Annotated in this window: 8 protein-coding genes; all 8 read right to left on the bottom strand. The window is 44.7% G+C overall.

Annotation, left to right across the window (positions count from 1 at the left end):
• Window positions 1–83: 83 nt before the first annotated feature.
• Complete coding sequence (locus RCH61_RS06400) at window positions 84–971, bottom strand: YitT family protein (RefSeq protein ID WP_306480193.1); 888 nt, start codon at window positions 969–971, stop codon at window positions 84–86.
• A 77-nt stretch (window positions 972–1048) separates the two neighbouring features.
• The gene (locus RCH61_RS06395; RefSeq protein ID WP_306480192.1) at window positions 1049–2083 is read right to left on the bottom strand and encodes a DnaJ C-terminal domain-containing protein; all 1035 of its coding nucleotides are present in this window, start codon (window positions 2081–2083) and stop codon (window positions 1049–1051) included.
• Window positions 2084–2438: 355 nt separating this feature from the next.
• Window positions 2439–3632, bottom strand: coding sequence for an elongation factor Tu (tuf, locus tag RCH61_RS06390; RefSeq protein ID WP_306480191.1), 1194 nt, complete (start codon window positions 3630–3632; stop codon window positions 2439–2441).
• Window positions 3633–3752: 120 nt separating this feature from the next.
• Complete coding sequence (gene fusA / locus RCH61_RS06385; RefSeq protein WP_306480190.1) at window positions 3753–5870, bottom strand: elongation factor G; 2118 nt, start codon at window positions 5868–5870, stop codon at window positions 3753–3755.
• 95 nt (window positions 5871–5965) lie between these two features.
• Window positions 5966–6436, bottom strand: coding sequence for a 30S ribosomal protein S7 (gene rpsG / locus RCH61_RS06380; RefSeq protein ID WP_009243127.1), 471 nt, complete (start codon window positions 6434–6436; stop codon window positions 5966–5968).
• Window positions 6437–6808: 372 nt separating this feature from the next.
• Window positions 6809–7228, bottom strand: a complete 420-nt coding sequence (rpsL, locus tag RCH61_RS06375; RefSeq protein WP_004847546.1) for a 30S ribosomal protein S12 — start codon at window positions 7226–7228, stop codon at window positions 6809–6811.
• Window positions 7229–7581: 353 nt separating this feature from the next.
• Complete coding sequence (locus tag RCH61_RS06370; protein WP_306480189.1) at window positions 7582–12099, bottom strand: alpha-L-fucosidase; 4518 nt, start codon at window positions 12097–12099, stop codon at window positions 7582–7584.
• A 434-nt stretch (window positions 12100–12533) separates the two neighbouring features.
• Window positions 12534–17075 (bottom strand): alpha-L-fucosidase, encoded by a 4542-nt coding sequence (locus RCH61_RS06365; RefSeq protein ID WP_306480188.1) that lies wholly within the window; start codon window positions 17073–17075, stop codon window positions 12534–12536.
• Between the last annotated feature and the right edge of the window lie 86 nt (window positions 17076–17161).

The raw sequence follows: 17161 nt of genomic DNA, 5'->3' as shown, positions 1-17161 counted from the left end.
AACACAAAACTGGTGTTCTCTTTTCTATGTGTCCTACAAAAATTTTACGCTAGCAGCCGTATTTTTTCAACGTGCTTTTCCATTTACTTTTGCTCTGAAACATTCCGAAACCCTTCCCCGAACACTTCACTTGTTTCCATAAACATAAGAAAAACATTCTCATCTACTTCCTCTGCCGCACGTTTTACAAGATACGCTTCCGACTTATTGCATGCGCAAAGCAAAACTTGTTTCGACTCTCCGGTATATGCCCCGGTTGCCTGAAGAGAAGTTACGCCTCTCTCCGTTACTTGTCCGATCCGCTCAGACACAGCTTTACCTTGTTTCGTAACAAGAAGCGCCAGCGTTCCTGCCCCAGCCCCATACAACACCTTATCAATCACGACAACCGATGCAAACGTGGACATCAGACCATAAAGAACAGCATCCACATTGCCAAACACCGGCCATCCGAGAAGAATAATTCCCAAATCGATCGCCATAGTAATTTTCCCTACCGACAAATGAGGCCGTTTTTTCTTAATCGGCATAATGACAAAATCAAGCCCGCCTGAAGAAGAACCCCTCATATAAAAGAGCACCATGCCTGCTCCAATCAATACGCCCGAACAGACCGCCGCCATGATTCGCTGACCCTCGTACATCGGAAACATTGGAAATATACCGTCAAGAAGAACCGTGGTGATGACCATTGATCTCGCCGTTTTTAAAAGAAATCGTTTTCCTAGTGCATGATAACTGAGAATAATCAGCGGCAGATTAATAAGAAGCGTAAGCGTCCCGATCGGGATTCCGAAAACATGATTCAGCAATAACGCCAGTCCCGTAACTCCTCCTGGCGCAAAGTCTGCATTTCCGGCAAAAGTATACACTCCGGCCGAAAATAATACTGCCCCGACAAAATCATAAACAAGATCTCCCCATAACAATTTTCCTTTTTCCCACTTGTTTTTCTTTCCTTTTTTCCACATAAAAACCCCTGCCTGCCATACTTATTCACAATGTGAGTCCACACTGTATACAGTATATGCAAAACAAGGGTTTCTAATCATGCGCTTTTTCTGTTTTCCGCGCCGCTTTTTACACACATGTTCTCAAATTCACGCAGCTTTTGCTCTGCCTCGGGATCTAAGTATTTCGGCACTTCAATCTGAACCGTCACATATTGATCCCCTCTTACATCCGGATTTTTCATGGAGACAATTCCCTTTCCCCTCAATCGGATCTTCGTTCCTGACTGTGTTCCCTTTCCGATCTTACATAAAACATCTCCGTACAAAGTCTGTACTTTCGCTTCCCCGCCGAACACCGCTGTTGTATACGGAACAAACACAGTTGTATACACATCACTGCCTTTTCGCTCATATCCTGCTTTTGCTCCGACATTTACTTTCAAAAACAGATCTCCGTTCTCTGCGCCATTCATTCCAGCCATTCCTTTTCCACGCAGTCGAATACTCTTACCAGTATCAATTCCTGCTGGAATATGAACTTGCAAAGTCTTCGAAGTTCCCTGACCATTCGGCTCTCTAAGAGTGAACATTTTATCGCATCCGAAAACAGCTTCTTCAAAGGTTACAGAGATCTCTGCATGCAGATCTTCTCCTTTTGCATCTCTCTGCTGTTCATATCCGCGAAATCCCTGAAATCCCCGAAATTGCTCTCCTTCTCCTTCATACTTTCCACGCCCAAAAAGATCACCAAAAATGTCTCCGAACATATCATCCATATTACCGCTTTCAAAATGATACTCCTGATATCCTCCATTTCCGTTCGTATAGGTTCTCTGATATGAACCGCCGGAAAACGGATTGCCGGATGCACCTCTGCCGAAAGGATTGCCGGATGCACCTTGATCAAATGCTGCGTGACCAAATTGATCATACATTTTTTTCTTTTCCGGATCACTCAAGACCGTATATGCCTCCGTTACTTCTTTAAATTTCTTCTCCGCCTGCTTATCGCCTTGATTCGTGTCAGGATGATACTTCTTTGCCAGCTTCCTGTACGCCTTTTTTATCGAACTTGCATCTGCCCCTTTTGATAAACCGAGCACTTCATAATAATCTCTTTTCACTGACATTTTACTTCCCTCCCACAATTACAAATTCAAGATTGCTGATTTTATTCTTGTTTCATTGTAAATATTATTTCTTTTTACAAATTACTTCTTTGATATAAAACCACCCCGGAGAAATTTCCGGGGTATCTTTTTGTTCTATTTGTAATATAGCAGTTGTTATTTTAAATGTCAATATTTTTGAGAAGTTTTTTCTAAAAATACAATCACCGGAAGTGCCAAAAGGCACATTCTGGGATTGTAAGCGATCGCCAAGACCTTGGGCAGCCCCGGACTTTGGCTCATCGCTATGCAAAAACCCGCAGAGCAAACACTCTGCGGGTCATATCGCTATATCAAATCTATATTCAGATTATGATTACTCGATGATCTTAGCTACTGTACCAGATCCTACTGTACGTCCACCCTCACGGATAGCGAAACGAAGACCTTCCTCCATAGCTACCGGATGAATCAGTTCAACTGTCATCTCTACGTTATCTCCAGGCATACACATCTCGATACCAGCCGGAAGTTCACAAACACCTGTTACGTCTGTTGTTCTGAAGTAGAACTGCGGACGGTAGTTGTTGAAGAACGGTGTATGACGTCCACCCTCGTCTTTTGTCAGAACGTAAACCTGGCATGTAAATTTCTTATGGCATGTAACTGTACCTGGTTTGATAAGAACCTGACCTCTTTCGATCTCTGTTCTCTGAACACCACGAAGAAGAGCTCCGATGTTGTCTCCAGCCTGAGCCTCATCAAGAAGTTTACGGAACATCTCGATACCTGTTACAACTGTTTTCTTAACGTCATCATGGATACCGATGATTTCAACTTCATCAGATACATGAAGAACTCCACGCTCTACTCTACCTGTAGCAACTGTTCCACGTCCTGTGATAGAGAATACGTCCTCTACCGGCATAAGGAACGGTTTGTCTGTAGCACGCTCCGGTGTCGGAATCCACTCGTCAACAGCAGCCATAAGTTCCATGATCTTATCGCCCCATTCGCTTGACGGATCTTCAAGAGCTTTCAAAGCTGATCCCTGAATGATCGGTGTGTCATCGCCCGGGAAGTCGTACTCGCTGAGTACTTCACGGATTTCCATCTCTACGAGTTCAAGAAGTTCCTCATCGTCTACCATATCACATTTGTTCATGAATACAACGATGTACGGAACGTTAACCTGACGGGAAAGAAGGATGTGCTCTTTTGTCTGAGCCATAACACCGTCAGTTGCAGCAACAACGAGGATAGCACCATCCATCTGAGCTGCTCCAGTGATCATGTTCTTAACGTAGTCAGCATGTCCCGGGCAGTCAACGTGTGCGTAGTGACGATTCTCTGTCTCATACTCAACGTGTGCTGTAGAAATTGTGATTCCACGCTCTCTCTCTTCCGGAGCTTTATCGATGTTTTCGAAATCAACAGCTGCGTTTCCTTCTACTCTCTGAGAAAGTGTTTTTGTGATAGCAGCTGTAAGTGTTGTTTTACCGTGGTCAACGTGTCCGATTGTACCAATGTTACAATGCGGTTTGTTTCTTTCAAATTTAGCTTTTGCCATTTTGAATGTCCTCCTTAAATTAATAACCTTTTTAGGTAATTTACCTGACTTATACTTTTTTACTCGGCTAAGTTTGATTATATTTCAAACCTAGCCGTTTTTCAAGTCCTTTTGCGCTATTTACGCATTTTTGTTTGATAATATCTTCTCCTGTACAGACTTCGGTACCTGCTCATATTTCTCAAAGAACATTGAGTAGTTACCACGTCCCTGTGTTCTGGAACGAAGGTCTGTAGAGTATCCGAACATTTCAGACAACGGAACAAATGCACGAACGATCTTTCCGCCGCCCAGATCATCCATTCCTTCGATACGTCCACGACGGGAGTTCAAGTCTCCGATAATATCTCCCATGTATTCTTCCGGCATTGTAACTTCAACCTTCATAATCGGCTCAAGAAGTACCGGAGTTCCCTGTTTCATCGCATCCTTAAATGCAAGAGATCCTGCAATGTGGAATGCCATTTCTGAAGAGTCGACCTCATGGTAAGATCCGTCGTATACGTTTGCATGAACACCAACAACCGGGAATCCGCCGAGGATACCAGATTTCATAGCTTCTTCGATACCTTCGCCTACAGCCGGAATGTATTCTTTCGGAATTGCACCGCCGACTACTGTGCTTTCGAATTTGTATGTCTCCTCACCGTTGACATCCATAGGCTCGAATTTAACTTTACAGTGTCCGTACTGTCCACGACCACCGGACTGTTTTGCATACTTGCTGTCAACATCAACCGGTTTTGTAATGGACTCTTTATAAGCAACCTGAGGCGCACCTACGTTAGCCTCTACCTTAAATTCACGAAGAAGTCGGTCAACGATGATCTCAAGGTGAAGCTCACCCATTCCTGCGATGATCGTCTGTCCTGTCTCCTGATTTGTATGAGCGCGGAATGTCGGGTCTTCCTCTGCAAGTTTTGCAAGAGATTCACCGAGTTTGCCCTGAGAAGCTTTTGTTTTCGGCTCGATTGCAAGCTCGATAACCGGCTCAGGGAATTCCATAGACTCAAGGATTACCGGATTCTGCTCGTCACAGATTGTATCTCCTGTTGTGGAGAACTTAAATCCGATCGCTGCAGCGATATCTCCTGAGTATACTTTATCCAGCTCTTCACGCTTGTTGGCATGCATCTGAAGGATACGTCCAACACGCTCTTTTTTGCCTTTTGTAGCATTGAGCACATAAGATCCTGAATTTACTGTTCCTGAGTAAACTCTGAAGTAAGCAAGTTTACCTACAAACGGGTCAGTCATGATCTTGAATACGAGAGCTGAGAACGGTTCTTCATCAGAAGAATGTCTTACTGTCTCGTTTCCGTCCATATCTACACCCTGAATAGCCGGAACGTCAAGCGGTGACGGCATGAATTCGATTACTGCGTCAAGAAGCTTCTGAACACCTTTGTTCTTGTAAGCTGTACCACAGCATACCGGAACAGCACTACATTCACATGTTGCTTTTCTCAGCACTTTTTTCATCTCGTCTACTGACGGCTCTTCACCTTCAAGGTACATCATCATAAGCTCGTCATCCAGTTCGCAGATCTTCTCTACGAGTTCTGTATGGTAAAGCTCTGCGTCATCTTTCATTGCTTCCGGAATCTCTTCGATGGAAATGTCATCTCCCTTATCATCATTGTAGATGTAAGCCTTCATTTCGAAAAGATCGATGATTCCTTTGAACTCGTCTTCTTTTCCGATCGGAAGCTGAAGACAAATTGCATTTTTACCTAATCTTGTTTTAATCTGCTCTACTGCGTTGTAGAAATCTGCACCCATGATGTCCATCTTGTTGATGAACGCCATTCTCGGTACGTTGTATGTGTCAGCCTGACGCCATACGTTTTCTGACTGAGGCTCAACACCACCCTTGGCACAAAATACACCTACCGCACCATCAAGCACACGCAGGGAACGCTCTACTTCTACTGTAAAGTCAACGTGTCCCGGTGTATCGATGATGTTGATACGATGCTCTAACGCACCTGCTTTCGGCTTGCAATTTTCCTGCAGCGTCCAGTGACATGTTGTCGCAGCAGATGTGATCGTGATACCTCTTTCCTGCTCCTGGGCCATCCAGTCCATCGTTGCAGTTCCTTCGTGAGTATCACCGATCTTATGGTTAACACCAGTATAATAAAGAATACGCTCTGTTGTCGTAGTCTTTCCAGCGTCGATATGCGCCATAATACCGATGTTTCTGGTTCTGTCTAATGGATATTCTCTACCAGCCAAGATCTTTTCCTCCTCTATTTGGTCGTTCTTCGGGTCAATTCCCGAACAACACGCCTCGCACCCGCCTCAGTATGAGGCGCAGCAGTGTCCGGCTCTTAGAAACGATAGTGTGCAAACGCTTTGTTTGCCTCTGCCATCTTGTGCATATCTTCTTTTCTCTTCACAGCTCCGCCTGTGTTGTTTGCTGCGTCAAGAATTTCGTTTGCCAGTCTCTCTTCCATTGTCTTCTCGCCTCTCTGACGGGAATACATAGTCAACCAGCGAAGAGCAAGTGCCTGTCTTCTGTCAGCTCTAACCTCGATCGGTACCTGATATGTTGCTCCACCGATACGTCTTGCTTTTACTTCCAAAACCGGCATCATGTTGTTCATTGCTTCCTCGAACACTTCGATCGCCGGCTTCTCAGCCTTTGCCTCTACTCTTTCAAATGCTCCGTATACAATTTTCTGTGCTACACCTTTCTTACCGTCAAGCATGATGTTGTTGATAAGTTTGGTAACAACTTTATTGTTGTATATCGGATCCGCTAATACATCTCTCTTTTGAGTATGTCCTTTACGTGGCACGGTCCTTCCCTCCTTAATCATTTTTTCCGGTTATACCGGGATTAATTCATCGGTACTCACATGTGTCTTCTATGAAATCACATACCATGTGCTCGCGGCCGCGGGACGTCTATCTTCGTCCGCACCTTCGGGATCTCCTTCGGAACGGACTCTCAAATCCGCAACCCTTTCTCATTGAATGATCAATGAGGCACGATAATCATAGTTCTGTTTGTGATACGATTTAACTACTTAGTTACCGCTCTTGTTCTGTAACGCTTACCCGCTTAAAAATCCAATCTGCTTATGCAGCCTTACGCGCTTTGGATCTTCTCACGGAAACTTTGGATGAAAACAAATACTTTGCTGTGCCTGTTTTCTTTTTTCAGCTTTTTATTTTGCGTCTTTCGGTCTTTTCGCACCGTATTTAGAACGAGCCTGTCTTCTCTTAGCAACTCCTGCTGTATCAAGTGTACCACGGATAATGTGATATCTTGTACCCGGCAGGTCCTTAACTCTTCCTCCACGGATCATAACAACACTATGCTCCTGAAGGTTGTGTCCTTCACCCGGAATGTAGCTTGTTACTTCGATTCCGTTAGAAAGACGAACTCTGGCGATCTTTCTCAGAGCTGAGTTCGGTTTCTTCGGAGTAGCTGTCTTAACTGCTGTACAAACACCTCTTTTCTGCGGTGCAGATACGTCAGTCGCACGTTTCTTCAGGGAGTTGTATCCTTTCTGAAGTGCCGGTGCTGTAGACTTTTTCTCTGAAGTCTGACGACCTTTTCTAACTAACTGGTTAAATGTTGGCATTCTTTTTCACCTCCTATGAATTATTCGTTTCCTCATGACTCATGTCACAAGGGGCTGCGGATAATTATGTCTTTATCCTTATTCGCGCACAAAAAGAACAATGCCTTTTCCTGCACGCTAGGTTAGTTTATTACGTTTTCCGCTGAAAGTCAAGGGATTTTCTAACTTTTCTGCACTTATAAAGCAACAATTCAGCTATGACAGCCCGGATTGACTGTTTCACAGCCTTTTCTAAACGGTCGCCAGCAAAAAGAACGGGGATACCGCGGTCACCTTCTCAGGTATTCCGCGATTCCCCGCTCTCTGTCATATCACTTTTTCACCTATGAACCTAAAAACATCAATCTCAAAAATTATCTTTCCTGATTTCTCTTTCTAAATCCAAATACAGCTGCTGCTGCGGCAAGAAGCAATGCTCCTGCATATACAAACAAGTTTGTGCTGTCACCTGTCTGAACTGCCGAATTTGCTGCATTTCCATTTCCGCTTCCGCTTCCATTCTGACCGCCGCTTACATTACTGTCAGTGTTTCCACTGCCACTGCCGCTTCCATTTCCGCTTCCGTTTCCATTTCCACTGCCATCTCCGCTTCCGTTTCCGTTTCCATCTCCGTTTCCGTCTCCGCTTCCGCTGTCAATCGGTTTCAGATTGCCGATTGCTGTATTCAATGTAAGTGTTGCCTGATCAACTTCATCCTGATCCGCATCCGCTTTTTCAAGAACAGCCTTTGCATTCTGAAGAGCTGCCTCAAACTCTGCTTTTCCTTCCTCTTTGTACTGTGTCAGGTCAAGCGCGTCTGCCTTCGCAACTGCCTCCTGCAATTTCTCTTTATTTACCTGCGGAGTCTGCTCTTTTTCATTCAAAGCATCCTGCGCATCTTTCAGAGCTTTTGTCATCTGATCCACATCATCCTGTGTACCTGCAAAAGTTCCTGCTTCGATATCTGCAAGAAGTTTTTCTGCTTCTGCCAGTTTTGCTGTAAATGCTGTTTTTGCGTCGTCATCTTTGTAATCATTCAAGTCTAATTCCTTCGCTGCTTTCACTGCCCCGTCCAGCTCTACTGTAGAAATCGGAGGAACCGGTGTTCCCGGGCTCTTGATATCGAACTTATCTAACTGTGGAGCTTTTGTATCGAATGCTGTGAGTACAAGGCATCCTTCACCCGCTGTTTTCACATTCAGTTTGAACTCTTTCGCATGTGTCGCATCTGCGCTGTTCGCACCTGCTGTCACTTCTCCGGCTTCGATCTTGCCGTCTTTCTCTTCCCATTTGAATCCGTTCTGAGCGCTTCCGCTTCTGTAAGACAATGTAACTGTATATTCTCCTGCCTGCGGAGCGTTATAGTAAAGTGTCAGCGTATCGCCTTTGTTCATCGAGTTGACGAACTTGCCGCCGCTTGCCCAGTCAGCCGCCTTCACTTCCATCTTCCACTGACCATCACCTGGATCTTCTACGTTCTTAAGTTCCAGTCTCTCTGCTTCAAGCGTCTTTGCATTTCCATCCGTCGGGAATTCAAAGCGGTTGTCTTCTGCATACATCTCTTTTTCAAATGTAGCTGTGATCGTATGTCCGTTTGCCAAAACTTCTTCAAATGTATATGTAGTTCTTGGACCTACAGATTTTCCGTCTACAACTACGTCCTTCACTGCATAGCCTTCGTTCGGTTTTATCTCAAATGTCTTAGAAGAACCTTCTTCCACTTCCACTGTTCCGCTCGGGGAGATTGTGCCCTGTTCGCCCTCTGCTACAGATGCAGTGATCGTGTATTTTTCCATCGGAACTTCTTTCGCTGTCACTTCGAATTTATCAAGGTTCGGAGATCCTTTGTCGTCTGCTGTAAAGATAAGCTCGCCGTCTCCTGCTGCCGTAATCTCTACATCAAACTCTAACGTCTCATACGCCGTTCCATTTGCAGAAGAACCATATATGTCTGCTTTGGATCCATCTTTTACATTCGTGCCGGACCAGTTCAGAGAGTTTGGTTTCTTTCCACTTGCTACTCTTCCACTCTGGTATGTTGCTTTGAACGTATAAGTTCCTGCTTTATCTGCATGGAACGGAACTTTAATGATGTTGCCCTGTTCAAACCAGCCGACTTTCTGTCCGTTGCTTGCCTTATCATCCGACACAAGGCGCACATGTTTACCGTCGGCAGATGTTCCTTTATCTAAGGTGAAATATTCAGCTTCAAGCAGCTTTGTTCTTCCTTTCAGACGCGGCATAACAAATCTGTCTTCTTCTGTGTATGTATTTCTCTTTGTGAGGCTGTTGACCGCCGCATCCAGTTTCGTACATGCTTCTGCATAATCCTGCGCTCCTGCATTTGTTTTCTCCAAAACAGCTTTTGCATCTTTTATCGCAGCCTGCAAAGCATCCCAGCTTCCGCTTGTATACTGTGCCTCATTATATCCGGCTTTCTCAATCTGATCTAATTTTTCTTTTACTTTTTCTTTCGTATACTGCTCAGAATCTGCGATCGTTACTGTCGCCGGATTGTTGAATCCAACAATCGTTCCGTTGCTCGGATCTGCAAGAACTGCCGTAAAGGAAAGATCACCTGTCTCTTCCGGCACTCTCTTTGTCTCAACATATGCCTCTGCTTCTGTCTGACCATCTGTAAACTTCAGTGTCATGTTTCCGTCTGCGTTAAAGTGATTCTGCCAAGCGCTTCCCGGATTTACCTGAAATTCTACCGTTGCTTCTCCTGTTGATCCTCCGAGACGTTTTACCATAATCGGAGTCTTCGTATTTTCATTTACACGGTAACTCGGATACTCGATCTGGAACATTCCTTTTCCGCCGTTGTTCAATACTAACGCCGCATCTACACCGATTGCCTGATTGCCTGTTCCTGTATTGACAATTCTCAATGTATGCTCTTCATTCGACAATGTATCCGATTCAAAAATTCTCTGCTGAAGTTTTCTCTTATCCGACTTCGTGTTGATCGAAGCAACTTTATTACCGTCGATATATATATCTGCCGGTCCGTGGCTTGTATCAACCGTACCCATAAGCCAAACTTTCGTTCCTGTGAACTTAACAGTTGCCTCTTTTCCCGGACGGCACCACATACCTGTACCTTCGATAAACTGATCTCCTGACTCCTGCGTCCAACCTTCTGCTGTAAACGATCTGTCATCAACAACCTGAAGACCTTCCGGTATTCCGTTCGGAGCTTCCATTCCTGCTGCCGCTTTATAAACGCCGACCTCACTGATCATCGGTACTTTGTTCTCGGCACTTTCATGCGCTGTTACTGTAATTCGAAGTTTGCTTGATTTCACCGGACTTCTGCGGCTAAGGCGTTTCGCACCAATCGTTGTTCCCTCGTCAAACTTCTTCCACTCGCCGTTCGCAGCCTGATACTCAACTTTGAACTTGCCGATTCTCTGTCCGAACTCAATCGACTCTTCAATAGATACAACATCAAATGTTGTTTCCTTTTTCAGATCGATCAAAAGCGTTCCTTCCTTCGTATCATCATTTACCGTCCAATATGTATTGTCTTTTCCGTCCAATACGTTCTGTGGAGAATAGGTTAAATCATTTCCACGAACTTGTGTTGCTGAGATATCCGCATCTTTTGCGAGGTTTTTCTCAAACGTCTTCTTAATGGCTGTACCAAACTCTGTCACTCGTCTTAAGATCGCATCGTCAACTTTTCCTTTATCATTCGGAGGAACATTCAGAAGAAGAGGTGCGTTATGACCTACTGAACGGAAGTACATTTCTGACAGTTCTTCCATCGTCTTCGGAGTCTTCTTTCCTTCTCCCCAGAACCATCCTGATGTAATTCTCGCATCCGCTTCAGGAACTGTCCACTGATTTCCGTTCGGGAAACCTTTTGTATATCCGCCTGAAGAATTGCTGTTGATTGTATTGTCCGTTTTATTTACATTTGATTTCGACCATGTTTCCTCTGCCGCAAATCCATTCTCATTTCCGATCCAGCGAACTGTTGTATAAGCTGCCGCTCCGAACAGCATGCAGTCGTCATCAAATTTGCCTGCTTTTCCTTCATATTTTTGGATCGTATCGAACCATTTTTTAAAGTCGTATTCCTGATATCCGGCACCGCTTCCTTTCGCACCGTCCATCCATACTTCTTTAAAACGACCATTATTTCCGTATTTCTCATTTCCAAGGATCTCAATCAACTGGTTATTATAATATTCATTATAATCCTTCGCATCCTGCTCTTTTACCTGTTGCCAAGTAAGACCATTGATTGGCTTGTTCGTATCTCCTTTACCATCGCCATTCGTGTCAGCAAACTCTACCAAAGGATTACCTTCTGCATCTTTATATCCATAACTATCGTCATGGATATCCCACGGGGAGAGATATAATCCCATGTCCATGTCATAGTCTGTACAAGCCTTTGAAATATCAGCAAGAATGTCGCCTTTTCCGCTCTGATAATTCGTTGCGCCGGAAACATCATATGCCGTTTCATCACTTGCCCAAATGCAGAAACCGTCATGATGCTTTGCTGTCACGATCAGTTTTTCAAACCCAGCTTCTTTCAATGTTTTTACAAGTGTATCTGCATCAAAATCTTCCGTCAGCTTAAAGATCTCATTCGGAGATTTATCACCATAACTTTCTCCCCATTCAACCCCATTAAACGTATTCGGACCGAAGTGACAAAAAGCTGCTAATTCTTGTTTCTGATACTCATATTGATTTTTGGATGGTATTGTCCCATCCTTCTTCGGCGCTTCCGTATCGTTGTCTGTCAGATCACTCACTTTAACATACTCATCATTTCCGGCAGCCTGAACCTGCAGCGCCCCGCCGGCTGAAAAAGCAGTCTGTGCAAGCATTCCGGCAGTCAGCAATAACGCCAAATACTTTCTCTTTTTCATAATTTTCCTTTCCCCTTTTACTATTTTTATTTTCATAGACTTATTAAGTCTATCATATTCCCACAAAATTGTCAGTAATTTCTCGTTTTTTTATCCATTTTTGTTATTTTTATCCAACACCCCTTATATTGTCAAAAGACAGTGTCTCCTTTTTCTGTACAAATTGCACTTTAAAGGGCTTCTTCTATAAGTTAAGATAAAAATAAATCAAGAATCTGATACATCTGCGCATTATGATAATCACCGGAAGTGTCAAAAGGCACATTCCGGGATTGTAAGCGATCGCCAAGGCCTCGGGAAAGCCCGAACTTTGGCTCGTTACCATTACAAAAAGACAAAAGAATCACAGAGAGTCCTTTTGATCTTCTGTAATTCTCTTGCCTTCTCTTACTTTACTTTTTCTCCCATGAACTTAAAAACGTCGTTCAGCACACTTATTTTTTCTGATTTTTTCTGCCAAGTCCAAACAGGACAGCCGCCGCTGCAAAAAGCAGTGTTCCCGCATATCCAAACAGATTTGTGCTGTCCCCTGTCTGAACTGCCGAATTTGACACATTCCCGTTTCCACTCTGACTTCCGCCTGCAGAACCATTTCCATCTGCACTTCCGCTTCCGCCTGCGCTTCCGCTTCCACCTGTATTTCCGTTTCCGCTTCCGTCACCTGTGTTGCCGTCTCCGCTTCCGTCACCTGTGTTGCCATCTCCGCTTCCGTCGCCTGTGTTACCGTCTCCGCTTCCATCGCCTGTGTTACCGTCTCCGCTTCCGCTGTCGATTGGTTTCAGGTTTTCCTTCGCGGTATTCAGAGCGATCACTGCCTGATCGATCTCTTCCTGTGTTGCATCTTCTTTTGCAAGGACGTCTTTTGCTGACTGAAGAGCTGTATTAAATTCTGTTTTTCCTTCTTCTTCATATTTTGTCAGATCAAGCGCCTGTGCCTGATCGATTGCCGCCTTCAGTGCATCCCGATTCGGCTTCGGAGTCTGCTCTTTTTCATTCAAAGCGTCCTCTGCTGTTCGAAGCTCTGATGTCACCTGGTCTACTGTCTCCTGTGTTCCTGTAAACGTTCCGCTTTCAATCTCTACAAGAAGCTTTTCTGCCTCTGCCATTTTTGCAGTAAATGCAGTTTTGGCTTCGTCATCTTTATAGTTATCTAACGGCACATTCTTCGCATGATCGATCGCCGCCTTCAATTCCACTGTGGAAATCGGAGGGATCGGGATTCCCGGACTCTTAATTTCGAATTTATCGATCTGCGGTGCATTTGTTTCCGGGGCTGTAAATACAAGACTTCCTTCACCTGCCGTCGTTACATTCAGTGTAAATGTTGTCGTATGTGTTGCCGCCGCGCTGTCTCCTGCTCCTGCCGTCACACTTCCGGAAGCGATCTTTTCGTCTTTTTCTGCCCATGTAAGACCGTTTTGCGGATTGCCGCTTCTATAATACACCGTCACAGCATATTCGCCTGCCTGAGGCGCGTCATAATGAAGTGTGATCGTATCACCTTTATTCATGGCATTTACGATCTTTCCGCCGCTTGCCCAGTCTTTCGCAGTTACGCCGCAGTGCCACTCGCCGTCTTTCGGATCAACGACATCTTTTATTTCAAACCGCTCTGCCTCGACTGTCTTCGTATTGCCATCTGTCGGGAATACGAATCGATTGTCTTCTGCATAAACCGCTTTTTCAAACTGCACTTCAACGGAATGTCCGTCCGCCATCACATCGTCAAATGTATAAGAATCTACCGCGCCGATTGAATTTCCGTCTACGATTACGTCTTTCACCGCGTAGTTGTCATCCGGCACAAACTTAAATGTATGACTTCCACCTTCTTCTACCGTCACTTCGCCGTTTGTCACGCCTTCGATCTTACCGTGTTCTCCTGCGGTTGCCTTAATCTTATAAGCTGCAGACGGCACATCCTTCGCCGTAATCACAAGCTTATCAATATTCGGCGATGCGCTTGCATCCGCAGTAAATACTAATTCTCCGTCTCCTGCTTTCATAACTTTAATATCAAAAGACTTCTCCTCGAACACCGGAGTCTGTGTATTCTTTCCTACAACATCAACTGAACCATTTTCAACATTCGTTCCGCCCCAGTTGATCTTATTCGGATTATTTGTTCCTCTTCCGCTTTGATATGTCACAGTGACCGTATACGTTCCTTCTTTTTCTGCATGGAACGGAGCTTTGATTACGTTGCCCTTTTCGAACCATCCTACTTTTGCACCGTTGCTTGCACTTGCATCCGGCTGAATGCGGACTTCTTTTCCTTTTTCAGCTTTGGAAGGATCAAGTATAAAGTATTCTGCCTCTACTGTCGTGCTTCGTCCTTTTACTTTCGGAAGCTGTAATCTGTCTGTTTCCGTAAATGTACTGCGTTTTGTCAGACTTGCCACTGCCGCATCAAGATCTGCACATGCTTTCGCCGCCTCTTCCTGACTCAGATTTGCTTTCTTTGCAGCTTCTTTCGCAGCTTTCAGCGCCGCCGCATAAGACTGATAGCTTGTTGTCGTATAGAGCGACTCCTGATATCCTGCTTTTTCCACTTCTTTGATCTTATCAAGAAGTTCCTGCTTGTCATAAGATTCGGTATCCGCAATCGTGATCTTCGCCTTTGTCGTAAATCCAAGAAGAACGTCATCTGTCGGAGCGCTTAAGTAAGCAGAGAAATATACATCCCCTTCCTTTTCTTTCACTCGTTTTGTTGTAACAAACGCTTCGGCTTCTGATTCTCCGTCTTTAAACGTCACCTGCATATTACCGTCAGCGTCAAAATGTTTCTGATAAGCGCTTCCCGGAGCGACTTCGAACTGTACCGTCAGATCGCCTTTCGTTCCGCCGACACGTTTCAGCTTAATCGGCATCTTCGTATCTTCATTTACCCGATAGGAATCTTTCTCGATCTCAACCATACCTTTTCCGCCGTTATCAAGATAAGCAACCGCGTCTAATCCAAGAGCCTGTGTATTCGATCCTGTATTTACGATCTTGATTGTATGTTCTTTATCTTCCAGTGTTTCCGTCTCGTACAAGATCTGACCTAACTTCCTTGTCTCGGAATGGGTATCGATGGACGCCACCTTTTTCCCGTCAATATAGACGTCTGCCGGACCGTGCTTCTGATCGATCGTACCGATGATCCAGGCCTTCGTTCCTTTAAACTTTGTCTCCGCATACGGCGCGTTTTCCCCGTTGCCGTTTCCGTTGATCCAGATTCCTGTTCCTTCCAGCATCTGATCGTTTGTCACCTGATTCCATCCATTGCTAAGTGTAAATGAGCGGTCATCTATCGTTTTCAAACCTGACGGAATCCCTGTTCCAAGCTCGAATCCGTCTGCCGCCTGATAGACGCCGACCTCACTAAGTATCGGAACTTTATTTTCTGCCTTCTCATGAGCTGTCACCGTAATCCGAAGTGTATCTGCTTTCACAGCTTTCTTGCGGCAAAGGCGTTTCGCTCCGATAGTCGTTCCTTCATCGAATGTTTTCCATCCGTCATTCCCGTTTTTATATTCTACTTTAAAAGAACCGATCCTCTGTCCGAACTGGATTGCCTCTTCAATCGACACAACGTCAAATTGTTTCGTTCCCCCTAAGTCGATCAAAACTTTCCCGCTTGCCGTACCGTCTTCGACCGTCCAATACGTCTCGTCATTTCCATCAAGCAGATTTGCCGGAGAATAAGTTTTTGATTTTCCTCTTACCTCTGTCGCAGAGACAGTCGCTTTTTCTGCCAAATTCTTATCAAACGTATCTTTCACCGCCGTTCCGAATTCCGACACACGGGCAAGGATATCGGCGTCCACCGTTCCCTGCTTATTCGGGGGAACATTCAGCAAAAGAGTGGCGTTATGTCCGACCGATCCGAAATAGATTCCTGCAAGCTGTTCCATCGAAAGGGGCGTTTTCTTTCCCTCTCCCCAGAACCATCCAGATGTGATCTTCGTATCCGCCTCAGGCACTGTCCACTGATTGCCATCTGCAAAACCTTTTGTATATCCATCCTGACTGTTGCTGTTTATTGTATTTTTCCCTTTATCAACCGTTGATTTTGCCCAGGTTTCCTCTGCTGCATATCCTCTCTCATTTCCGATCCAGCGCACAGTCGTGTAAGATTCTGCTCCGAAAAGAAGACAATCGTCATCATACTTGCCGCTTGCTTTTCCTTCAAATTCCTGAATCGTCTTGAACCATCTCTGGAAATCGTAATCCTGCGCGTTACTCTTGTCGTTTGTATCTTTCGCACCGTCCATCCAGACTTCTGTGAAATGACCGTTATTTCCATACTTGTCATTTCCGAGGATTTCTCTCAACTGCTCGTCATAGTAATCATTATAATCAAGCGCATCTTCCGCTTTTACCTGCTCCCAGGACTTCCCATTCAACGGCTGACCGTCAGCGCCTACAAGCTTATTCCCGTCTTTATCTTTATAACCGTAATATTCACTGTTTACATCCCACGGAGAAAGATATAATCCCATGTCAATATTATATTTTGTACATGCTCTGGAAAGCTCTTCCAATACGTCTCCGTCATATCCTGCCGTCTCCGTATCATGCTTCGTCATGGCGCTTGGCCAAATACAGAAACCGTCATGATGCTTCGCCGTAATGATAAGCTTCTTAAAGCCTGCGTCATGAATCGCTTTTACATAAGTCTCTTCATCAAAATCATTCGTCAACTGGAACTGCTTCGGATCTTCCTTTCCATTTCCCCACTCGCTTCCGGTATATGTATTCATACCGAAATGACAGAAAGCAGCCAATTCCTGCTTTTGGTATTCATACTGGTTTTTCGACGGTACGACCTTGTCCGCCTTCGGCGCAGCCGCGCTGCCGTCTGTCAACTCATCTGTCGTAACATAAGTGTCCTCAGCGGCATGGACCTGCACTGTTCCGCCATATGAAAATGCTGTCTGCGCAGCCATTCCGGCGGTCAGCAATAATGCCAAATACTTTTTCTTTTTCATACTTTTCCTTTCTCTTTCATTGTTTTGGTTTACATGAGTACTAGAAATTTATCATATTTGTACAAAAATGTCATTATGTTTTATTT

Source organism: Mediterraneibacter sp. (assembly GCF_030825015.1).
Lineage (GTDB): Bacteria > Bacillota > Clostridia > Lachnospirales > Lachnospiraceae > Mediterraneibacter.
This window is presented reverse-complemented; position numbering and strand designations above follow the sequence as displayed.